Origin of the sequence: Corallococcus sp. BB11-1 (assembly GCF_026626625.1) — a bacterium.
In the GTDB taxonomy this organism is placed as follows: domain Bacteria; phylum Myxococcota; class Myxococcia; order Myxococcales; family Myxococcaceae; genus Corallococcus; species Corallococcus soli.
Genome location: NZ_JAPNJY010000031.1, coordinates 464419 through 485445, shown reverse-complemented (window position 1 = coordinate 485445; position 21027 = coordinate 464419). Strand labels below are relative to the sequence as shown.

The 21027-nt window shown below is 72.1% G+C and carries 14 protein-coding genes; 4 read left to right on the top strand and 10 right to left on the bottom strand.

Annotation, left to right across the window (positions count from 1 at the left end):
- Nucleotides 1-39: 39 nt before the first annotated feature.
- Nucleotides 40-1533: a hypothetical protein gene (locus OV207_RS28030; protein ID WP_267558118.1), complete on the top strand. Its 1494-nt coding sequence runs from the start codon at nt 40-42 to the stop codon at nt 1531-1533.
- 13 nt (nt 1534-1546) lie between these two features.
- Here the strand turns inward: OV207_RS28030 and OV207_RS28025 are convergent, their stop codons facing one another.
- The 3 genes from OV207_RS28025 to OV207_RS28015 all read right to left on the bottom strand — a co-directional run bounded on the left by OV207_RS28025 (nt 1547) and on the right by OV207_RS28015 (nt 6570).
- Nucleotides 1547-4204 carry a winged helix-turn-helix domain-containing protein gene (locus OV207_RS28025; RefSeq protein WP_267558117.1) on the bottom strand — a complete coding sequence of 886 codons (2658 nt, stop codon included), beginning with the start codon at nt 4202-4204 and terminating at the stop codon, nt 1547-1549.
- A gap of 48 nt (nt 4205-4252) precedes the next feature.
- On the bottom strand, nt 4253-5848 hold the full coding sequence (locus tag OV207_RS28020; RefSeq protein WP_267558116.1) for a hypothetical protein: 1596 nt from the start codon (nt 5846-5848) through the stop codon (nt 4253-4255).
- A 92-nt stretch (nt 5849-5940) separates the two neighbouring features.
- Nucleotides 5941-6570, bottom strand: coding sequence for a histidine phosphatase family protein (locus OV207_RS28015; protein ID WP_267558114.1), 630 nt, complete (start codon nt 6568-6570; stop codon nt 5941-5943).
- A 447-nt stretch (nt 6571-7017) separates the two neighbouring features.
- On the opposite strand from OV207_RS28015, the gene OV207_RS28010 reads away from it, so the two are divergent.
- Nucleotides 7018-9021: a polysaccharide biosynthesis protein gene (locus OV207_RS28010; protein WP_267558113.1), complete on the top strand. Its 2004-nt coding sequence runs from the start codon at nt 7018-7020 to the stop codon at nt 9019-9021.
- A gap of 120 nt (nt 9022-9141) precedes the next feature.
- Here OV207_RS28010 and OV207_RS28005 read toward each other — a convergent pair whose 3' ends face one another.
- On the bottom strand, nt 9142-10092 hold the full coding sequence (locus OV207_RS28005) for a GNAT family N-acetyltransferase (protein WP_267558155.1): 951 nt from the start codon (nt 10090-10092) through the stop codon (nt 9142-9144).
- Between the two features lie 221 nt (nt 10093-10313).
- Here OV207_RS28005 and OV207_RS28000 point away from each other — a divergent pair, with 221 nt between their 5' ends.
- Both OV207_RS28000 and OV207_RS27995 read left to right on the top strand, forming a co-directional pair.
- Nucleotides 10314-11690 carry a hypothetical protein gene (locus tag OV207_RS28000; RefSeq protein ID WP_267558112.1) on the top strand — a complete coding sequence of 459 codons (1377 nt, stop codon included), beginning with the start codon at nt 10314-10316 and terminating at the stop codon, nt 11688-11690.
- A gap of 127 nt (nt 11691-11817) precedes the next feature.
- On the top strand, nt 11818-12969 hold the full coding sequence (locus tag OV207_RS27995) for a DegT/DnrJ/EryC1/StrS family aminotransferase (RefSeq protein WP_193428941.1): 1152 nt from the start codon (nt 11818-11820) through the stop codon (nt 12967-12969).
- Here OV207_RS27995 and OV207_RS27990 read toward each other — a convergent pair.
- From OV207_RS27990 to OV207_RS27965, 6 genes are all read right to left on the bottom strand, one after another.
- On the bottom strand, nt 12890-13651 hold the full coding sequence (locus tag OV207_RS27990; protein WP_324291572.1) for a sugar transferase: 762 nt from the start codon (nt 13649-13651) through the stop codon (nt 12890-12892). The two genes, OV207_RS27995 and OV207_RS27990, sit on opposite strands and share 80 nt — an antisense overlap.
- A 115-nt stretch (nt 13652-13766) precedes the next feature.
- The gene (locus OV207_RS27985; RefSeq protein WP_267558111.1) at nt 13767-15092 is read right to left on the bottom strand and encodes a lipopolysaccharide biosynthesis protein; all 1326 of its coding nucleotides are present in this window, start codon (nt 15090-15092) and stop codon (nt 13767-13769) included.
- Nucleotides 15089-16312, bottom strand: a complete 1224-nt coding sequence (locus tag OV207_RS27980; protein WP_267558110.1) for a glycosyltransferase family 4 protein — start codon at nt 16310-16312, stop codon at nt 15089-15091. The genes OV207_RS27985 and OV207_RS27980 overlap by 4 nt, the downstream gene beginning before the upstream one ends.
- Nucleotides 16309-17580 (bottom strand): O-antigen ligase family protein, encoded by a 1272-nt coding sequence (locus OV207_RS27975; RefSeq protein ID WP_193428937.1) that lies wholly within the window; start codon nt 17578-17580, stop codon nt 16309-16311. Before OV207_RS27975 ends, OV207_RS27980 begins: the two co-directional genes overlap by 4 nt.
- A gap of 9 nt (nt 17581-17589) precedes the next feature.
- Nucleotides 17590-19761 (bottom strand): polysaccharide biosynthesis tyrosine autokinase, encoded by a 2172-nt coding sequence (locus tag OV207_RS27970; RefSeq protein WP_267558109.1) that lies wholly within the window; start codon nt 19759-19761, stop codon nt 17590-17592.
- Nucleotides 19758-20879: a polysaccharide export protein gene (locus tag OV207_RS27965; protein ID WP_193428935.1), complete on the bottom strand. Its 1122-nt coding sequence runs from the start codon at nt 20877-20879 to the stop codon at nt 19758-19760. Before OV207_RS27965 ends, OV207_RS27970 begins: the two co-directional genes overlap by 4 nt.
- Between the last annotated feature and the right edge of the window lie 148 nt (nt 20880-21027).

Below are 21027 nucleotides of genomic sequence, written 5' to 3'. Positions count from 1 at the left end.
GCGTGGCCGGGAGCGTCAGCAGGTGAGGGGATGATGGCGATGCGAAGAACGTGGGCGGTGGTGTCGTTGGTGGGCGGCTTGATGCTCGGGGGATGCGGGTCCTCCAACTCCCCGCAGGACGCGGGCCCCCTGGTCGACGCGGGGACTTCGGGTGACGCGGGCAGCCCGGATGGCGGACAGACCGCTGAAGCGTTGCCGTGTGAGCGCACGCTGGGCGTCTGCGCGGGAGCCCGGCGCGCCCAGGTGGATGGCGTCTACGAGCCGGTGTGCACGGCGCTGTCGTATGGCGCGGCATACGAGGCGCAGGAGACGCGCTGTGACGGCATGGACAACGACTGCGACGGGGTGACGGATCCACCCGCCCGGTGGGCGAAGGTCGCGTCGCTGACGGAAGCCAGCACCCGGGCCAATGTGAGCAGCCTCCGCGTGGCGGACGGGGTGTTGGTGGCGGCGTTCAGCTCGGCCGGGGTGGCCCGGATCATGCGGCTGGATGACGCCCTGACGCCGCTCGAAACCACGGAGGTGCCCGTGGCCGTGGTCACGCACGAGTCCTTCCGCACGATGTACAGCCAGTTGCTGGCCACCTCACGTGGGCCCGCGCTGTACTACGCCTCGTCGGACGGGCTGCCGGACAACACCCGGGGCTTCCTCCTCCCGCTCGACGCGCAGGGGCATCCCGGGCCCGGGCCGAAGGGGGGCACGGTCCTCTTCGACCACCCCGTGGCGCAGGTTCAGAGCCGGGTGGCCCTGTCGGCGGATGGCTCGCGGGTCTTCGCGGCCTGGCTGGACACCGCCACCCTGTCGAGGTCGGCCCGTGAGCTGATTGGCAAGGTCACCGACCTGGATGGACAGACGGTGTCCGGACCCCGGGTCCTGATGCGCGCCCAGCTGTCGGAGGAGTCCTGGCTGGGCCGCATGGACGTGCTGGCCCTTCGCGATGGTGGCTTCCTGGCGATGGTCATCGAGGAGGTGGGCCCCCTGGAGGGGGGACAGCTCCGGCTCCAGCGCTTCGACAGCGACCTGCAGCCCTTGGGGGCGGAGCGCTCCTTCTATCCGGGATCCGAAACCCAGACCGCGCTCGTGGACCTGGGCGCGGCGGCGGGGGGGCCTGACGCGTCCGTGGCCGTGGTGGTGCGCGAGCTGGACGGGGTGCACGCCACGCTGTCGGTGGTGAAGAACCCCTTCGCGGGAGGTGCTCCGGAGCTCCTGGCCAGGACCACCTCCAAGGAGGCCGCCTGGTTCAACGCCGCGATGACGTCTCGCGGGCTCCAGGTGGCCTGGCTCTCCGTCTACAGGCAGCCGCCTTCGGGCGGTGATGACCTGTTCGACTGGCGTGGCCACTTCTGGAGCCAGTCGCCCGGCGGTGCTCCCACGAATTGGACGCCCAGCCCCGGACCGCTGCCGCTGCACCGGTTCGCGCAGTGGGTCCTCCTGGAGGAACTCCCGGAGAACTGGATGGGGGCCTTCGTGATGACCTCCACGCCGGATCCGGAAGCGCACGAACTCCAGGCCATCCGCTACTGCGCGCCCTGAGCTTCGGGGCGCGCTACTCCGCGACGAAGGTGAAGCCCCCGGCCACCTCCAGCCGGTAGCCGGGGTCTTCGAACACCACCCGCGTGCCGGTGCCCTCCAGCATCTCGCGCACGTGGCTGACGTGCACGCGCAGCGAGTTGTCGTGCAGTCGCGGGTCGTAGTCCGCGTTCCACATGGCGCGCACGCAGTCCTCCTTCGACAGCGTGCGCCCCGGCTGCCGGGCCAGCGCGTACAGCAGCCTGCGCGGCAGGGCCCGCCGCTCCAGGGACACGACACGCCCCAGCGCCCGCAGCTCGTGGCGCTTCGCGTCCAGCACCACCGCGTCCGCCGCGCCGACCGGGGGCCCGGCGTCCGTCGCGGGCGTGGCCGTGAGGACGCGGGAGAGCTCCGGAATCAGCTCGGGGTCCACCTCGCCCTCCGCCGCCGTGCGCGCGGCCTGCTCCAGCGCCGCCTCCGCCTCCTTCGCCCGGCCCGCGTGCCGGTGGAGCGCCGCCCGGGCCAGGTGTCCCAGCGCACGCTCCAGCGCGAAGTCCGCCCCCGTCGCCATCGGCTCCAGCGCCGCGAGCAGGCCCGTGGCCCTCACGAAGTCCCCCTGCCGCGCCGCGCCCCACGCCGCGAGGGCGCGCTGGCGGGCCGCGATGCCCGGGCGCACCTCGCGCGGCTCCACGGTGACGGGGGGCTCCTGGGGCCCCGGCACGTCCAGGGTGCGCGCCACCTGCACGGCCCGCAGCAGCCCCAGCACGCCGCGCGTCCGCACCTCCGCCTCCACCGCGTCCAGCAGCGCCTGGCCCTCCGCGCGCCGGCCCAGCTCCAGCAACATCCGGCCAGCGCCCACCCGGCAGAGCAGCCGCACGAAGAGGTAGCCCGCGCGCTCCGCCCGGACCTCCGTCTCCCACAGCGCCGCGAGCGCGGCCCGGCGCTGCCCCAGCTCGCCCCGGACCCACGCGGCGATGCAGTCCAGCTCCAGCGCGAGCCGGGGCGCTCCCAGCTGCCCCAGCCGCTCCCGGGCGCTGGCGAGCGCGGCCTCCGCTTCGGTGAAGCGGCCCAGCCGGCTCAGGATGCCCGCGGACATGGCGGCCACCAGCGGGCCTCGCGAGTCGAGCGGCGCGTCCTCCAGCAGCGACACGCACTGGGCCAGCGGCTCCGCCAGCTCGCTGTCGCGGCCTTCAATCCACAGCATCAGCGCGCGGGCATAGGCACACCACCCCAGCACGCGCCGGTCCCCTCCGGACTCCGCGCCGCCGGACGCCGCCGCCGCGCCGTCCAGCATCGCCAGGGCTTCGTCCAGGCGCCCCTGGAAGAAGCGCAGCGCCGTCAGCGCCAGGAGCTGCTGGAGGAACACCTCCGCGCTGCCTGGCACCGGCATCGCCTCCAGCGTCCGCTCGCACGCCTCCGGCTCCAGTGAGAAGAGGGCCACCCGCACCAGCACCGTGCCCACGCCTTCGCGCAGGGCCTCGCTCCCCGGCGCGCCGTCCAGCGCCTCCAGCGACGCCCGCAGCGCCAGGAGCTCCGGGTAGGCCCGGCGCAGGTCGAGCAGCCGCACCCGCGCGCGGGCGTGCGCGAGCCGCACCTCCGGCGTGCGCAGCGCCTCTGGCAGCGAGTCCAGCAGGGACAGCAGCTCGTCCGCGGCGCCGTGGCGCACCAGCGCTTCGCCCTGGGCGACGATGAAGGCCGCGCGCGCTTCATGACGGCCCAAAGCCTGGAGGTGGCGGCAGACGGCGCGCACCCGCACCACCGCGGGCAGGGGCTCGCGCTCCAGCACCTCCAGCAGGGACGCGTGGGCGGCGTTCGCTTCCTCCGGGGTGAGCAGTGACACGAGCGCTTCGCGCACCAGGTCGTGGACGCCGTGCCGGCCCCGCGCGTCCGTCTCCACCAGCAGCCGCGCGCCCAGCCGTCGCAGCGACTCCTCCGCGGCGCTCCCGGGCAGCACGGCCGCGAGCGCGCCCGCGTCGAGCGGCATCTCGCTCAGGGCCAGCACCGCCGCCAGCCGCCGCTCGTCCGCGGGCAGCGCCGCGAGCGCCGCGCGCACCGGCTCCTCCCCGCCCGTGTCGCCCGCATGGGCACGGCGCAGCAGGAAGGGCAGCCCCCGCGAGCGGCTCCATGCCTCTTCGAAGCCGTCCCGATTCCCGTACAGCGAGCCCAGTTGACGCCACAGCAGGCGCGCTGCTTCTTCCGGCAGGCCATCCAGCCGCAGCTCGACGCGGTCCGGGCTGCTGGCGTGCCGGGGCACGGACTCGCGCGAGGTGGCCAGCAGCGCCCCCTTGCGCAGCCTGCCCCCCAGGTCCTCCACCAGCACCACGCGCTCCAGGGGCCCCAGCACGTGCAGGTCGTCCAGCACGCACATCGCGCGGTGCGCATCCAGCTCCCGTGCCAGGTCCTCCAGGCGGGACGCGTCCGACAGGGCCTGGGCCACCGGCGCTTCGCGCAGCAGGCGGCGCACGTCGTCCACCACCGTGTCCAGCGTGTCCCCGGGCAGGACGCGCCGGTGCACGACGGGGCCCCGGTGGCGCGCGGCCACGGCCGCCACCAGCGCGGACTTGCCCGCCCCCGGCAGGCCGTAGACGACCCCGGCATGCACGCGCCGGAGCATCTCCCCCAGTCGGCGCACCTCCTGGGCGCGGCCCACGAAGACGGCGGGTGGACCGAGCCCGGGGGTGGTTGGCGTGCGCATGGCGCCCGCCATTGTAGGGTCAGAACGGCCCCGGCCGGCAGCCTGTCGCTACTTCGCGCTGGCCGTGCCCGGCATGGGGCCGCCGTCGACGTCGCGCAGGAAGTTCGTCATGTAACTCACCCGGTTGGCCACCGTGGTGGTGTCGTAGTTCGCCGTGGGGGACATCAGCAGGGAGATGGCCTCCTCGGGCGTCGCCGCGTTGGCGATGTCCACCACCCACTCCGGCGCCACCTTGTCGAGGCTGTAGGGCGGAAAGCCGCTCACCTCGTCGTGGGCCGCGACCCAGTCCCGGGCGATCTGCTGGACCTGTTCGGCCTCCGCGTTCGTCCAGGTCATCGTCAGCGTCTCGCCGGTGCCCGTCATGCCCGCGAAGTTCTGCCGCATCCCCTCCACGCTGGCCGGGTCCACGCCGGACAGGGTGGCCTCGTAGGTCTGGCTGGACGGGTCGCCCACGGTGCCCGCGATGTCCAGCGTCACCGGGCCAATCTGCCCGGACCAGGTGAACTCCTTCCGGCCGTCGTCGTAGTCCGTGTACGTGTACGCGTCGCTCACCGGGGTGTTCTTCCCCAGCGAGACGCCCACCGTGAGCTCCGTGGACACCTCCCCGTTGACGTACCGCACGGTCGCGGCGTTGGTGGTGCCCTTCGCGGCGTCGTTGCCGGGCAGCTCGCCGGTGGCCATGAAGCGGTCATAGGCCGCCTGGCCTTCGGGGGTGGAGATGTCGAACTCCACCTGCCGCGCGGTCTGCTGGTCCACCGAGCCCGTGGTGGAGAGGCTGACCTCCACGCCCGCCACGCTGATGCCCAGCCCGTTGGTGCGCGACACCGCCTCCGTGGGGCCAATGGTCACCCGCACCGTGCTCTCGTCCACCTTGTTGATGGCGATGGACATGCCCTTGGCGCGCTCGACGCTCTCCTCCACCGACAGGTCGATGGCGTTGGCGATCTTCTTGAACGTCACCGACATGCCGGTCTCCATGAAGGCCTCGCCGTGCATCTCGATGGTGGTCCCCACCGGCAGGCTCTCCGGCGCGAAGGGGCTCAACTGCGCGGCGGCCTGCTCCGGCGTGGTGATGCCCGCGGCGGCCGCGGTGGGCAGCGACACCTGGTAGGAGCCGCGAGCGCCCGCGGCGCCCGTAACGGTGGCGTCCAGCAGCGGCGTCTCCACGCTGGCCTCCGCCTTGAGGCTGACCTCCGCCTCCACGCTGAAGGTGGTCATGTCGCCGTCGGTGCCCTGGCTGGACTCGACCTCCGTGTACGCCCCGACCTTCACCGAGAAGGCCCCGACGTCGCGCTCCAACTCCACCTGGGCGCTGCCCTCCACCGACACGCCGCCGGGGGTGACGGTGACGGAGGCCTCCCCGCCCACGCTCACGGAGGGCGGGCCCTTGGGGGCGGGCGCCGCCGGGGCCTGGAGGAAGGCGGGCGGGCTGAAGGGGTCCAGCACGGGGTTGCGCTGGGCGCTCCGGGGCGTCGCGGCCGTGAAGCCATCGCTGAAGAGGCTGGCGCCCTGGGGCCGCGGGGCCGGTGCCGCCGGTGCCGCCGGTGCCGCCGCCGGAGCGCTGGCCGCCCCCTGCGGCCTGCCGGCGTTCGGCTTCTGGATGAAGAGGCTGAAGGGCTTGTGGCCCTGGATGGATCCCGACATGTGCGTCCCCCTGATGTTTCCGCTGAGGGAGTTGTCGCCCAGGTCGTGGAGCGGGTGGCATTAAGCCGAGTTAAATCCGCGCCGCTCCGGCCTCAGGTGTCATCGAGGCTGAGCCCCCGCAGGTGGTTCACGTCCCCCCAGGTCACCAGCCGGAGCGCGCCGGCCTGCAGGTCGAACTGGTTCCAGCTCGCGTTGAGCACGGAGAAGGCGCGCGGCGTGGCTGGAGGGATGCCCAGGCAGTCGCGCAGGAGGCTGCTGAGCACGCCTCCGTGGGTGACCACCACCACGCGGGCGTCCGGGTGGCGGGCCCCGAGTTCTTCCAGGCACTGGCGCGCCAGGCGGAGGCGCCCGGCGCTGCTCTCTCCCTGGGGAATCACGTCGTCGGGTCCGCCGGCCGCGTACGTGGCGAAGACCTCCGGGTGGCGCTCGCGGGCCTCCGCGCGTGTCAGCCCCTCGAGGATGCCCAGCCCGCGCTCGCGCAGGCGCGGATCCTGACGGACGTCATGGCCCGTCCGGGTCGCGATGCGGGCCGCCGTCTGCACCGCCCGGTCCAGGTCGCTGCTGTAGAGCGCCTGGAAGGAGAGGGTGGCGAGGCGCGCGGAGAGCACGTCCGCCTGCCGCAGCCCTTCACGGCTCAGCGAGCTGTTCAGGTGCCCCTGCAAGCGCCCCAGGGCGTTCCACTCCGTCTCGCCGTGGCGCAGGAGGATGAACTCGGTCGTCATGGGCCGGAGCGTGGCGGGACACCCTGACATGGGCAAGTCACGGCCGGGGCATGTCACGGCTTTGGCGCATGCCCAGGCCCCCGTCCGGTCCGGTGGAGGGTCTCCACCAGGACACTCGACCTCCAGACGGCGAGGGCAGCCAGCCAGGCGCGCTCGGCAGGTTTTTCAGGAAAAACGCAGAAATTAGTTTAACCAGAAAACTTATGACGGTGGATCGCGCGAGCGGGACGGCTCCGGAGGGGGTGCGAAGCCGGCCCACGGGAGGGGAGGGGTGCTCACCGTGCTCCACGCGCCTCGTGCAGTGGGTCGAATGCACTTCGGGACGGCTTGGGAATGGGGGGCTAGCAGCCAACTCTTCCTCACGTTTCTGAACTGGTGCGCGCTTCCCTACGGACTTCGGGGGGGAAGCGGATTCATCCCCGCGCCAGGCCCAAAGGGGGAGGCCACATGAAGAGTTCCGCGAAGGTCGAAGGGTTGAGTTCCGCCGCTGGATCCACGCTGCCCGTCGAGGGCGTGACACGCAGTTCGCCCTGGCTCTGCTCGCTCAGGATGCTCCTGGTGGACGCGGTGCTCATCACCGGCGCGCTCTACTTCGCGGCGCTGCTGCGCTTCGACGGCGTGCTGCCGCCGGACGCCCGGGCCGCCCTGCCGCGCGCGCTGGCCCTGCTGCTGGTGGTGCGCGGGGTCGCGCTCGTCTGGCTGGGCCTGCACCGCTGGTCCTTCCGCCGCTCCGGCATCAACGAGGCGCTCCGGCTGGTGATGGCCAACGTCGCCGCCAGCATCGTGTTCGAATTCCTCCGCCTGGTGTTCTTCGTGGACTCGCTGCCAGGCCAGGTGGTCGCGCTCGAGTTCTTCGCCACCACCACGCTGCTGGGCATCCACCGCTTCGCGCCCCGGATGGCGCGGCAGTGGTACCTGGAGCAGCGCCGCGCGCGGGACGACGGCGCCCAGCGCACCCTCATCGTGGGCGCGGGCAGCGCGGGGGACCTGCTGCTGCGCGACCTGATGCGCGGCCCCTCCAGCCCCTGGCACGTCATTGGTCTGGTGGACGACGACCCCGGCAAGCAGGGCACGTTCCTCAATGGCAAGCCGGTGCTCGGCGTCCTGGACGCGCTCCCGGAGCTGATGAAGCGTCACCGGGTGACGCAGGTGCTCATCGCCATCCCGCGGCTGTCGCCGGAGCGCACCCGGCACCTGCTGAGCCTGTGCCGGCACCAGAGCGTCAGCTTCAAGATCATCCCCGCCTCGTTCGCCTACCTGGACGAGAAGATCACCGCCGCGATGCTGCACGACCTCAGCCCGGAGCACCTGCTGCCCCGCGACGCCGTCTCGTTCGACCGCGAGGAGGTCCACCGGCTGGTCACCGGCCGCCGCATCCTCGTCACCGGCGGCGCGGGCTCCATCGGCAGTGAAATCACGCGCCAGGTGGCGGGCCACTCCCCCGCCTCGCTGGTGGTGGTGGACATCAACGAGAACGAGCTCTACCTGCTCGTGCGCCAGCTCCAGTCGCGCTACCCGGGGCTGCCGGTGAGCTCCATCGTCGCGGACATCCGGGACCAGGACCGGATGATGCGCATCGGCCAGCAGTACCGGCCGCAGTACGTGTTCCACGCGGCCGCGCACAAGCACGTGCCGCTGATGGAGGACTCGCCCGAGGAGGCCATCAAGAACAACGTCTTCGGCACGCAGAACGTCGCGCGCATGGCGGACGCCTGCGGCGCGGAGCGCTTCGTCCTCATCTCCACGGACAAGGCCGTCATGCCCTCGTCGGTGATGGGCGCGTCCAAGCGGCTGGCGGAGATGGTCATCCGCAACATCGCCGCGAAGTCGCGCACCGTCTTCTGCGCCGTCCGCTTCGGCAACGTGCTGGGCTCCGCGGGCAGCGTGGTGCCCCTGTTCAAGCAGCAGATCCAGGCCGGCGGGCCCATCACCGTGACGCACCCGGATTGCACCCGCTACTTCATGATCATCCCGGAGGCCGTGGGCCTCGTGGTGCTGGCGGGGCTGGGCGGCTACGGCGAGCTGTGCATCCTGGACATGGGCGAGCCCGTGAGGATCGCCGAGCTGGCGGCGAACATGATCACCATGGCGGGCCTGGTGCCGGACAAGGACATCCCCATCGTCTACACGGGGCTGCGCCCGGGCGAGAAGCTGGAGGAGACGCTGCTGAGCGACGAGGAGGAGCTCACGCAGCAGGTCCGTGACCGCGTCAAGGTGGCGCGCAGCCCGGCGCCTCCCCCGGACTTCGAGCTGCAACTGCTGCGGCTGGACCGGGCGTCCCGGGTGGGGGACGTCCACGGCGTGAAGCTGGCCCTGCAGGACCTCATCCCCTCGTACACCCCGTCGAAGATGCCGGGGAGCGCCCCCGTGGAGGTCGTCCTCCCGAAGGCCGTCGTCCTCCCGCCGCAGGTGATGGGGGCGCGCGTCAGCTCCGTGCCCATGGGCGCCTGAGCCGGACGGGGCGCACCCGACCTTCCCAAGTGGCACCCGGGGCCCCGGTGCCCGCGCTCTCCGCCGCCGGAGCGCGGGGCGCCGGGGCCCTGGACGTTCCCGCCGCCCGTGTCCGCGCCGCTAGCTCCGGGGCGCGCGGTAGGCCGGAAAGAAGGTCCCGGCGGGCAGGCCCTCCGACAGGCTGGAGTACACCCCTGGCTCGCAGACGATCTCATGCGTGTGGAGGCGCGTGCTCGCGTTCGCGAAGCCCCGCTTGAAGTCCTCCAGGCCGTCGCCCGGCTGGAGCCCGCCCCCCAGGTGCAGGGGGAGCCCCAGGCGCGTGCACAGCTCAATCATCGCACCGAAGACGTTCTTCGCCGGCGACTGCGTCAGGTGCGCGTCCGCGGTCCCTCCCAGGTAGTAGTGCAGGAGGCCGTCACTGCGGACGACGAGCGCGCTGGAGGCGACCTGCCCGTCCGGGGCGCGCGTCGTCGCGAGCCAGGCGCCCGGGGCGGTGAACAGCTCCTCGAAGTAGCCGTCGGAGAAGAAGTACCGGGCTCGGGCGCGGTCGCGGACCATGGTCTGCCGGTACACGTCCAGGAAGCCCTGCCGCTCCTCGCGGGACGCCTCACGGGCGACGCACACGGTGCTCACGAAGCCCTGCCTGACGTTGCGCCGCTGGTGGCGGCGGTGCATCTCCCGCAGGACCAGCGGCAGCCCCGGGTCGACGAAGAACACCTCGTTGCGCGCGGTGGGCTCCGCGAAGCAGCGCGGGCCCTGGACGCGGTCGCGCACGAAGATGCTGACCAGCTCCGTGCCCCGCCAGTCCACGTCGTGCTTGGACACCCCGCTCAAGCCCTCCATCGCGCCCCCGGGAAACCCGTACGGGGAGATGGCGTCGCGGTAGGGCGTGCCTTCAATGGGCCGCACGATGAGTGGCAGGGATAGCGCTCCCCCCGCGTGGCCCCGGATGACCAGCGTGTGGGTCACCCCTTCGGCCCGGAGGTGGTGCGCGGAGCAGAAGTACTCCTCCGACAGCGCCGAGGCTCCCGCGTCGGGCACCAGCATGGCGCTCGCTTGCACCCTTCTCATCATTCCACCCCGCTCCGTTTGTGTTGACCACCGGCTCAGGCAGCCAGGCCCATGTCGCCTGGCACCAAAGACAAACGGACAGGCATCCTCTTTGTTTGTATAATCACAAAGGAATTCTGTGCGCCTCTCAACCCTTTGGCGGCTGCGAACGCACTCCGGCGTTCTCACAACAGGGTAGCGCACCGGGCCGTACTCCGGGCCTGCCCCACGGGACCCCACTGATGTCGGAATCTCGTCGTCGCTACACGTCTGGTCTTGCCCTGTCGTCCCTGCTGTCGGTCGCCCTCCTGGTCGGGGGTGCCTGCGGCCCCAACCCGGAGAATCCCTCCGAAGAAGCAGCCTCGGTCGACACCAGCGGAGAAAACGCGCAAGGCACCCCCGAAGCCGTCAACCCTGAAACACAGACGCCTGCTCCCTCTTTCCCGGAGGCGGACGCGCTTGCTCCCTCCTTCCCGGATGCGGATGCGCTGGCGGACCCCTCCCCGGAGGCGGACGCGATGGCGCCCACCGCTCCGGCCCCGGACGCGCTTGCCTCCGGCCAGGAGGGCCTTGGCACCACCTCGCAGGCGGCGGTCGCCGGCCTGCGCACCGTCGCGGCCTGGGAGACGCTGTTCCTGAAGCGCTGGAACTCCGAGCACACCTCCAGCTTCCTGCCCATGAGCAAGTCGCTCGACAGCTGGCAGTTCTACAACCTGGCCTACGGCATCGACGGGAACACCGCGATGTACCGGGCCACGGGCAAGACGCAGTACCTGGACCGCGCCCTGCTCTACGTCAACAACGTGGTCAACAACGCCAGGGTCTCCTCGTCGCTGCCCCGCAGCAACTTCCGGGACAGCTACATGGGCTGGGCCTCCGCGCGCTCCGACACCGTGGGCCAGGAGGTGCCCCTGTTCGAGAGCTATTGCTGGCGGTACGTGACGAGCATGCTGCGCGTCATCCGTGAGACGCCCGCCCTGTACAACAACGCGAACTATCGCTCGCAGTACGACCGGCTCCTGGCGTTCTCCGAACGGAACATGTTCGAGAAGTGGAACAAGCGCGGCGCGAACAGCTACGTCTATCGCGTCAACACGCACATGGCGTCGCACTGGGCCTTCATCGCGATGGACCTGTCGCGCATGACCACGGACGCCACGAAGAAGGCCGCCTATCTGAAGGTCTTCAACAACATCAACCGCGACATGCCGAACAACACCTCTTCACTGCGCGGGCAGCTGATGACCAGCATGGTGAACCCCTCGGCCTACTTCTGGGCCGCGAACTGGGGCTCCCGCGCCCGCCCGGGCCAGGACGTGGCCCACGGCAACGGCGTGATGGCCTACATCGTGGAAGCCCGCGACGCGGGCATGGAGTGGACGGCCACGGACATCCAGAAGTTCGTCGTGACGCTCAACAAGGTCATCTGGCCCTCGGCTGGCAGCTACTCCAACTACGTGGACGGGTCGGGCCGCGGCACGGGCTGGTTCAACGACGGTCTGATGAAGCTGGGCCGCTATGACGCCGCCCTCCAGCGACGCCTGGAGACCCACACCGTGGGCAACAACACCCAGTACTACGGCAACGCCGCGCTGAACGTGAAGCTGCTCGGCGGGTAGTGCCTCGCGGAAGTTCCGCAATGCGGACAAACACCCCCTCCCCCCGCCCGAGCGCGCGGGGGGAGGGAGTGTGCGAACGCTTCAGGGAAACGCCGGGGACAGGCCCCGGTGGGAACCGGAGCCGCGCATGTCCTCCCGCATCTACCTGTCCTCGCCCCACATGGGCACGCTGGAGCGTCGCTACGTCGACGACGCGTTCGCCAGCAACTGGATCGCCCCGCTGGGCCCGCATGTGGACGCCTTCCAGGAGGAGTTCGCCCGGTGCGTCGGCAGCCCGCACGCGCTCGCGCTGAGCTCCGGCACGGCCGCGCTGCACCTGGCGCTCCAACTGGTGGGCGTGGGGCCCGGTGATGACGTGCTCGTGAGCACGCTCACCTTCTCCGCCTCCGTGAACCCCATCCGCTACCTGGGCGCGTCCCCCGTCTTCATCGACAGCGAGCGGGACTCCTGGAACATGGACCCGGCCTTGCTGGAGGAGGAGCTGGCCCTGCGCGCCCGCGCGGGCCGGCTGCCGCGGGCCGTCGTCGTGGTCCACCTGTATGGCCAGAGCGCGGACCTGGACCCGCTGCTGGACGCCTGCGACCGCTACGGCGTCCCCGTGGTGGAGGACGCGGCGGAGGCCCTGGGCAGCTCCTACAAGGGCCGGGCCCCGGGCACGTTCGGCCGGGTGGGCATCTACTCCTTCAACGGCAATAAAATCCTCACCACCTCCGGGGGCGGGATGCTGGTGTCATCCGACGGGCAGCTCATCCAGCACGCGCTCAAGCTGGCGACGCAGGCGCGCGACGCCGCGCCGCACTACCAGCACTCGGAGATTGGCTACAACTACCGGCTGAGCAACGTGCTGGCCGCCATTGGCCGGGGGCAGCTGCTGGTGCTGGAGGACCGGGTCCTCGCGCGCCGCGCCAACCACGCCTTCTACGCGAAGGCCTTCGCGGACCTGCCCGGCATCACGTTCATGCCGGAGGCCCCGTGGGGCCGGCACACGCGCTGGCTGACGACCGTCACCGTGGACCCGGAGGCGTTCGGCGCGGACCGGGAGACGCTGCGCCTGGCGCTCGAAAAGGAGAACATCGAGGCGCGGCCGGTGTGGAAGCCCATGCACCTGCAGCCCGTGTTCGCCTCCTTCGACCGGCGGCGCGGAAGCGTGGCGGAGGACCTGTTCCAGCGGGGGCTGTGCCTGCCCTCCGGCTCCAACCTCACCGCCCCGGAGCTCGAGCGGGTGGTGGAGGTGGTGCGCGCCGTGGCCCGGAACCCGGTTCTCCGGACGGGGAGCTGAAGGGGGCCTCCCCGCCCTGCCGGAGCGCCATGACGTTGGGCTCCGGCCGCTGCTCCTGCTCCGCGGCGTTGCCGGCGAACTTGTGCATCGTCGCGTCGCTCACGAAGGAGATGCCCTGGCGCTGCAGGACGCGCAGCACCGTCAGCGCCAGCACCTTGAAGTCCAGCGCCAGGCTCCAGTGGTCCACGTACCAGACGTCCATCCGGAAGCGCTCGTCCCAGTGCAGGGCGTTGCGGCCGTTGATCTGCGCCCAGCCGGTGATGCCGGGCAGCACGTCGTGGCGCCGCGCCTGTTCGGCGGAGTAGCGCGGCAGGTACTCGACGAGCAGCGGGCGGGGCCCGACGAGGCTCATGTCCCCCCGGAGCACGTTCCACAGCTGGGGCAGCTCATCCAGGCTGGTGGAGCGCAGCAGCCGCCCGGCCCACGTGAGGCGCTGCTCGTCCGGGAGCACCTGCCCCTGCGCGTCCATCGCGTCCAGCATGGAGCGGAACTTGAGGACCGTGAACAGCCTCCCCTCCAGGCCCGGTCGCTGCTGGCGGAAGAGGACGGGGCGGCCCATCGTCACGCGGACGAACAGCGCCGTGGCGGCCATCACCGGTGACAGGCAGACCAGGCCCAGCCCCGCGGCCACGACGTCGATGCACCGCTTGAGGAGCCGTCCGGCCCCTGTCTGTCTTCGCATGTGTCGCGCTCCCGGGCGCGGCGTCAGGCCTGATGCTCCACTCCGATGACGCCGCGTGCTCGAAGCTCGGCACAGCGTAGGGGCCGCCTCCGAAGCCCACCACGACCCCCCGGCCTCAACCGGCTGTCCGCTCCCGAGCATCCACGGGCGCCCGCGCCGCGACCTCCAGCGCTGGCGCGACCGCGGGGCGACGCAGGTGTCGCCAGGCCCGCACCACCAGCCAGACGCTGCCGCACAGCTCCGTGAGCCACCCGAGCCCCAGCGCCCACGCGGCCCCCACCGGCCCCACCCTGGGCACCCACCAGGCGCTGCCCAGCGCCACCACCACCACCGACGCGATGAGCAGCACCACCTGGCCCTTCAGCTCCCGCGCCGCGGTGAGCCCCACCTGGAGGCTCACGCACAGGTACTCCAGCGCCGCGGCCCCCATCAGCCAGACGAACAGCTCCAGGTTCTGCGCGTACGCGGCCCCGTAGAAGAGCGTCAGCGCCCAGCGCCCCAGGAGCGCCGCGCCCGCGATGGCGCACAGCCCCACCAGCGCCGCGGCCCCCGTGAAGCCCGCCAGCATCCGGCCAAAGCGGCGCGAATCCCCCTCGGCGTGGTAGCGCCCCAGCCGGGGGCTCACGGCCTGCGCCAGCGACTGCACCACCCGGCCCCCCAGCGCCGTGAAGTACGCGAGCGCGGCGAACATGCCCAGCTCCGCCTGGCCGGCGTGCGCCTCCAGCAGGTAGCGGGGCAGGTTGGGCCGCAGCGCCCCCAGCAGCGAGGTGACGCCCAGCACGTAGCACAGCAGGAAGAGGGCCTTCACCCGCGGGCCCTGCTCGCGCCACGGCGTGCGCCACAGGGGCCGCCAGGGGTGGGCGTCGCGGAACTCGCGCCGGAACGCGTGCGCGTCGAAGAGCAGGAGCACGATGGCCCAGGAGAGCGCCAGCGCGGCCGCCGCGGCGACGGGGCTGCGCGTGAGCCAGAGCGTCAGCGCCACCAGCACCACCGACAGCACGCTCTTCGCGATGGTGGAGCGGGCGATGAGCGCCAGCCGCTCCGCCCGCTGGAGCGCGCCGTAGAAGACCTCGCTCAGCGCCTCGAAGCCCTTGGCCAGCGCCACCAGGGCGATGACCGCCATCGCGCGGGGCGAGGACGCCACCGCCCCCGCGATGGCGCAGCACACCGCCACGCCCGCGACCACGTTGAGGACCATCAGGCCCAGGTAGTGCTCGAAGCCGAAGGCGCCCCGGGCGTCGGTGGCCTGGAGCGTGCGCATCTGCATGCGGGCCATCAGCAGCACCGGCGCGGTGATGGCCAGCGCCAGCGCGAAGTCGCCCAGCTCCTCCATCGTGCCCAGCCGGGCGAAGGCCACGAGCACGCCCCACTGCGCCGCGGCGTAGATGAGCCCGGCGGAGAGCGACCAGGCGAAGTTGCCCCCCACCGAGCGTGGCTTCACGAGCGCGCCGCCGCCGCCGCACGCTGCAGCACTTCCGCCAGGCGCTGGGCCGCGATGTCCGCGGAGTAGCGCTCCCGGCCCAGGCGTCCGGCGAGCGCGCCGGCCTCCGCGAGCCACTTCGGGTCGCGCAGCTTCTTCGCCAGCAGGTCCGCCGCCACGGGGAGGTCCCGGGGCGGCAGGCGCAGGCCGAAGGGCTCCTGGTCCAGCAGCTCCGCCTGCCAGCCGCCGTAGTTGAGCGCCAGCGGCCGGCCCGCGGCGAGCGCGTCGAAGAACTTGTTGGCGGAGTTGTCCTGCATGCCGTTCACGTCGGTGAAGAGGGACGTGGCGATGGTGGCCGCGCTGAGGACGGCGGGCACCTGCGCCTTGGGCACGCTGGGCAGGAAGAAGAGGTTGTGGTCCTTCACGCCCAGCTTCTCCGCCAGCGCGTGCAGGTCCGCCTCCTCGCGGCCCTGGCCCATGACGACGAAGCGCACCTCCGGGTCCCGCGTCAGCATCTCCTTCGCCAGCCGCACCAGGTAGCCCACGCCGTTCACCAGCCCCAGCGTGCCCGCGTACAGCACCATGGGCCGGTCCCCCAGCCACGCGTACTTCTGGCGGAACGCCTGCCCCTCGGACGGCGGCACCTGGAAGCGCTCCGGGTCGCAGAGGTTGGGGATGATGGTGATCTTCTCCGGCGACACGCCCGCCGCCTCCACGCCGGCCTTCATGCCCGGCGACAGCGCGACGATGTGCGCCGCCCCCGCGTACGCGGCCTTCTCCAGCATCTGCGCGGCCAGGATGGCGGAGCGGTTCTTGAGCGCGCCCACCGCGATGGGGATGGCGGGCCACAGGTCGCGCACCTCGAACACCATGGGCCGGCTGTTCCAGCGCGAGGCGAAGATGCCCGGCACGGCGATGGTCAGCGGCGTGCTGGTGGCGAAGAAGACGTCGCCGGACAGCTGCGCCGCGCGGCGCGTGGAGTTGACCGCGAAGTGGCTGAAGGCGCGGATGCGGTCCGGGTAGCTCATGGAGTTGCTGTAGGGCACCGGCAGCCAGTGCACCTGGATGCCGCTCTCCTGCGACTCGCGCCAGCCGCGCGAGGGCGCCTGCGGCCGGGTGTCGGAGGTCACCATGTGGACCTCGTGGCCCATGCCGACCAGCCGGCGCGCGAGCTCGTAGGAGCGCGTGCCCCCGTGCATGGTGGGCGTGTTGAAGTACTGGTGCAGGTAGACGATCTTCATCGGGTGGCTCCTGGCATGGCTTGAAGGGGAAGGGGTGCGGTGACGGCGGCCCCGCGTCCCGCGACCGCGGTGCAGGAGGCCATCACCATCAAGAGGAAGAGGGCGCGGCTGTCGTAGAGGTCGCCGCTGGACTGGCTGCCCAGCAGCACCAGCACCGCCGCGCCCACGGTGGCGCCGTCCAGGCCGCGCCGCCGCGTCAGCGCCGTGCGCAGGAAGGCGCCGAGCACGCCCGCGAAGAACAGCAGCCCCACGGCGCCGCCCTCGCAGAACACCTCCAGGAAGAGGTTGTGCGGGTACACGCCCAGGCCCAGCCCGGGGAACGCGGCGAGCCCCGCCCCCGTCACCGGGTGGTCCCGGCCCAACTGGAGGGCGGAGGCGTAGAGGATCTCGCGCCCGGACAGGTACACCTGGCCGTTGCTGCTGGACGCGCCGCCCGCGCCCTGCTCGTAGTTCAGCGTCAGGCGCAGGAAGCGCTCCTCCACGGAGCGGGTCAGCGCCTTGCCCAGCGGGGAGAAGAGCGTCACGGCCGTGACGGCCACCGTGGCGAGCAGCGTCAGCATCAACAGCCGGCGCACGGGCACGCGCCCCACCACGAGGCAGGTGGTGACGCCCGCGAGGATGGCGACGGTGCCCCCGCGCGAGCCCGTGAGCAGCGCGAGGATGACGCCGGTGGCCGCCAGGGGAATCCACAGCCACGCCTGGCCCCGCCAGTACCAGAAGTAGAGCGCGCCCAGCGCCAGCAGCCCCATGAGCCGCGCGAAGATGTTGGGGCCTCCGCCCATCACCGCCAGCCGCGCGCCCCCGCCCCCGCCCAGCAGCTGGCGGACGCCGGTGAGCGCGAGCAGCCCCGTGGCCAGCACGACGATGCCCCAGAAGGCATCCAGCACCCGGGGCGCGGGCTGCCGGAGCGCGGCGAGCCCGAAGCCCACGCTCATCACCAGCAGCAGGCCCAAGTCGTAGACCTTGCGCAGGGCGAAGTCCGGCGCGGGGGCCCAGAGGGCGCTCGCGCACAGGTAGCCGAAGAAGCCCACCAGCGCCGCGGCGAGCGGCGGGTCGAAGCGCGCCTCGCCGGGCCGCGGCTCGCGCATGGCGCGCAGCATCAGCCCCACGGAGGCGAGCACCAGCCCGCCCATGACGACCCACAGCCGCAGCTCCAGGAACGGGTTGACCTCCGGCACGGCCTCCGCCAGCCGGTGGAAGCCCCAGCGGCCCGCGAGCACGTAGAGCGCCGCGATGAAGCCCAGGCCTGTGCATCGCAGCCAGCTCACGGTGGGCGCTCAGCTCGGGGAGGGGGCGTCGTACTGGTAGATGCCGCTCACCGCGCGGCCGGAGCGGGAGCGCGGCACGCCGTTGAGGACGACGCCCTTCACCGGCACGCCGTTGCCCTCCAACTGGTGCAGCGCCGCGGCCACCTCCCGCATCGGGTGCGCGCCGGAGCGCACCACGGCCAGGCTCACGCCCGCGTGCCGGCCCACGAGCGCCGCGTCCGTCACCGCGAGGATGGAGGGCGTGTCGAAGAGGACGAACTCGTAGCGGGCGGCCAGGTACGCCACGAGCGCGGTGAACCGGTCGCTGGCCAGCAGCTCCGCGGGGTCCGGCGGCAGCTCGCCCGAGGCCAGGAAGGACAGGTGGGGGGCCACGTCGGGCTGCAGCGCCTTCTCCAGCGGGGCGGTGCCGCGCAGCACCTCCGCCAGGCCCGGCGCGCGCGCGTCCCGGAAGCAGCGGTGGAGCCAGCCTCCGCGCAGGTTCGCGTCCACCAGCAGCACGCGCCGGCCGGACTCCGCCAGCACCCACGCCAGGTTGAGGGCCACGAAGGACGTGCCCGCGCCCGGGGCGGTCCCCGTGAGGACGACGACGTTGTGGGGGGTGTCCTTCAGCGTGAGCTGGAGCCGGGTCCTGAGGGCGCGCAGGCCCTCGGTGGTGCGGTCGCGCGGCCGGGTCCGCGCCAGGATGGCGGGCCTGCCGCTGTCGCGCGACGGGCGGTCCGGCCCCACCGGGAGGCTGGCGTAGACGGGCTTCGCGAGCGCCGCCTCCAGCGCGGCCGGGTTGGACACGCCCGGCTGGAGCGCCTGCTTCGTGAAGGCGAACGCGACGCCCACCGCCAGCCCCAGCACGAGGCAGACCGCGAGCACGTCCGGCTTCGTGGGGCGCACCGGGCGGCGCGTCACCACGGGCGCGTCGATGATGCGCGCGTTGGAGATGGTGCTCGACTTGAGCACCCGGTACTCCTGCGCCTTGTTGTGCAGCTGGAGGTACAGCTCGTTGGCGACCTTCACGTCGCGCGTGAGCTGCGCGGACACCAGCTCCGCGTTGGGCATGCCCTTGAGCTGGGCGGTGAGCTCCGCGCGCTCCGTCCGCAGCCGGGCCAGCTTGCTGCCGGTGGCGACGAGCAGCGGGTGGTGCCGGGTGAAGCGCTGGCGCAGCTCCGAGCGCTCCAGGGCGAGCTCGGAGATGGACTTCTCCAGCTCCACGCTCCGGTTGAGGATGGCCTGGGCCTCCAGCCCCAGGTCCACGCCGCCCTTGCCCGTGCGGTAGTCGCGCAGGGCCGTCTCCGCGCGCTCCAGGCCCTGGCGCAGGCCGGGCAGCTGGCTGTCGAGGAAGCTCAGCGTCCGGCCGGCCTCGTCGCTGCGGCGCTCGACGTTGGACTGCACGTACGTGTCCGCGAGGGCCTGGAGCGTCGTCAGGGCCAGCTTGGGATCCGGTCCCTCCAGGGTCAGGGTGAGCACGCCGGTGCCGACCCCCTTCTCGCCCAGGCGCAGCGCGCGCTGGAGATCCTCCACCACCGTCATCCGCGAGCGCCGCATCAGCTGGAAGCGCGTCCCCGGGCGGGCATGCAGTTCGGAGACGAGCAGCTCCACCTCGTGCGCCGCGTCCGGTGGCGTCGTGGCGGCGGTGCCCGCCTCGCCCCGCAGCAGCTCCACCGCGTCCGGGTCCTGGAGGACGTACGCGCCGGACTCCAGCGCCACCAGCGTGAGCGGAAGGTCCTCCAGCGCCTCCGGCACGTTCAGCCGCTCCACCTGGAGGCGCTCCCCGCCCCAGGCGTACGTGCTCCGGCCCCACCAGGGGACGGGCGCCAGGTCCGGGCCTTCATGGGCACGCGCGAGCGCGGCGCCCAGCACCGGGAAGTAGCGGGGCTCCGCGGAGACGCCCAGCCGCAGCGCATCCGCCACCCGGCCCAGCAGCGCCCGGGAGCCGAGGACCTCCATCTCCGTGGCCGCGACGCTGGGCGCGTCCGAGAGCAGCTCGTCCAGCTGGCCCAGGCTGCCGCCCTTCTGCTCTATCTGGAGCACGGCGTTGGCGCGATACACCGGCGTCGCGCTGAGCAGGTACAGCGCGCCCACGCCCAGCGTCAGCGCGAGGGTGGCGGCGATCGTCTTCCGACGCTCCACCAGGATGGCCAGATAGCCACCCAAACCCAGCTCATCTTCGTTGTCGGGGGCGCGCGTCATGGGTTGTCGATGATGATGGTTCTGTCTCCGATATCCACTGCCTGCCAGAGCAGCTGCACTGTTGGCTGGATCTGCTGGATGATGCGGTTCCAGCGCGTCAAGTCGTGCGCGGAGACGAAGACGACGTCGTGTGGTTGTAATTGGAACTGCGCCGCGAGCAGCAGCGCGTCCGGGGAGCTCGCGTCGAGTTTGTAGATGGACGGCCGGTCGAAGTTGCCCCGGATGACGTAGATGCGACCCGGGTTGGAGGTCAGCGGATCAACCCCCTCGCTGTCCCCGATGGCCTCCGCCAGCGTCATCCGCCCCTTCACCATCAGGCGCGAGGAAGGCTTGCGCACCTCACCCAGCACGAAGACCTTGTTGCGGCTGCGGTCCGCGACGTTGACGATGTCCCCGTCCGCGAGCAGCCAGTTCTGGCTCACGTCCCCCTGTTCGTAGAGGGCCTGCAGGTCCAGGGTGAAGGTGGTGCCCGCGCGGTTGAGCGTGACGGTGCGCAGGTCCGCCTCCGGACCGAAGCCCCGCGCCTGGCTGATGGCGTCCTGCACGCGCAGGGGCACGTCGGTGATGGGCAGGGTGCCGGGCGCCACCACCTCGCCCGTCACCTGGACCTTCTGTCCCCGGAAGCCCACCACGCGCACGTCCAATTGGGGCCGCTCGATGACGCTGGCCAGCCGCTGCGTGAGCAGCTCGCGGATGGCCCGCAGCGTCTTGCCCGCGACCGGGATGACGCCCACGTGGGGGTAGAACATCGTCCCGTCCGCCGCCACCGGGTGGCCCGTGGCCTCCGCGGAGCGGAACTCGCCCGCGGGGATGGTGAGCTCCGGGTGGTCCCAGACGATGACGCTCAGCACGTCATGGGCGCTCACCTTGTAGTCATAGTCCACGGCCACCTGCGCCAGCGGATCCCTCAGGGGCGCGGAGCGGACCTGCTGGCGCGCCGCCTGCTGCTTGAGCAGCAGGGACGCGTCGATGGTGACGACCTGGAAGGCGTCGTCCGCGCCCGCGTCTGCCTTTCCGGCGTACCGCTCCCGGAAGGCATCCTCGTCCATCTGCATGCCGGGGCCCCAGGCGCAGGCGCTCACGCACAGGGCCAGGGCGAAAGAAAGGAATTGCTTCATTGGCCGGAATTCTTCGGCCCTGTCGGAGCAAGCGTAAACCCAGCCACGGGGGCAGGTGTCAGGAAGAGGTTAGGGCCCCCAATTGAGTCGACACATGACTGCCCTGGAGTGCCGGAGCGGGGCCGTTCGACGGAATCAAGACATCCAC

Bases quoted from the DNA above. Each gene is read 5' to 3' on its own strand.
- OV207_RS28005 (WP_267558155.1), bottom strand. From the start codon at position 10,092: ATGAGAAGGGTGCAAGCGAGCGCCATGCTGGTGCCCGACGCGGGAGCC.
- OV207_RS27990 (WP_324291572.1), bottom strand. From the start codon at position 13,651: ATGCGAAGACAGACAGGGGCCGGACGGCTCCTCAAGCGGTGCATCGAC.
- OV207_RS27980 (WP_267558110.1), bottom strand. From the start codon at position 16,312: ATGAAGATCGTCTACCTGCACCAGTACTTCAACACGCCCACCATGCAC.
- OV207_RS28010 (WP_267558113.1), top strand. From the start codon at position 7,018: ATGAAGAGTTCCGCGAAGGTCGAAGGGTTGAGTTCCGCCGCTGGATCC.
- OV207_RS27995 (WP_193428941.1), top strand. From the start codon at position 11,818: ATGTCCTCCCGCATCTACCTGTCCTCGCCCCACATGGGCACGCTGGAG.
- OV207_RS28015 (WP_267558114.1), bottom strand. From the start codon at position 6,570: ATGACGACCGAGTTCATCCTCCTGCGCCACGGCGAGACGGAGTGGAAC.
- OV207_RS28030 (WP_267558118.1), top strand. From the start codon at position 40: ATGCGAAGAACGTGGGCGGTGGTGTCGTTGGTGGGCGGCTTGATGCTC.
- OV207_RS28025 (WP_267558117.1), bottom strand. From the start codon at position 4,204: ATGCGCACGCCAACCACCCCCGGGCTCGGTCCACCCGCCGTCTTCGTG.
- OV207_RS28000 (WP_267558112.1), top strand. From the start codon at position 10,314: ATGTCGGAATCTCGTCGTCGCTACACGTCTGGTCTTGCCCTGTCGTCC.
- OV207_RS28020 (WP_267558116.1), bottom strand. From the start codon at position 5,848: ATGTCGGGATCCATCCAGGGCCACAAGCCCTTCAGCCTCTTCATCCAG.
- OV207_RS27965 (WP_193428935.1), bottom strand. From the start codon at position 20,879: ATGAAGCAATTCCTTTCTTTCGCCCTGGCCCTGTGCGTGAGCGCCTGC.
- OV207_RS27970 (WP_267558109.1), bottom strand. From the start codon at position 19,761: ATGACGCGCGCCCCCGACAACGAAGATGAGCTGGGTTTGGGTGGCTAT.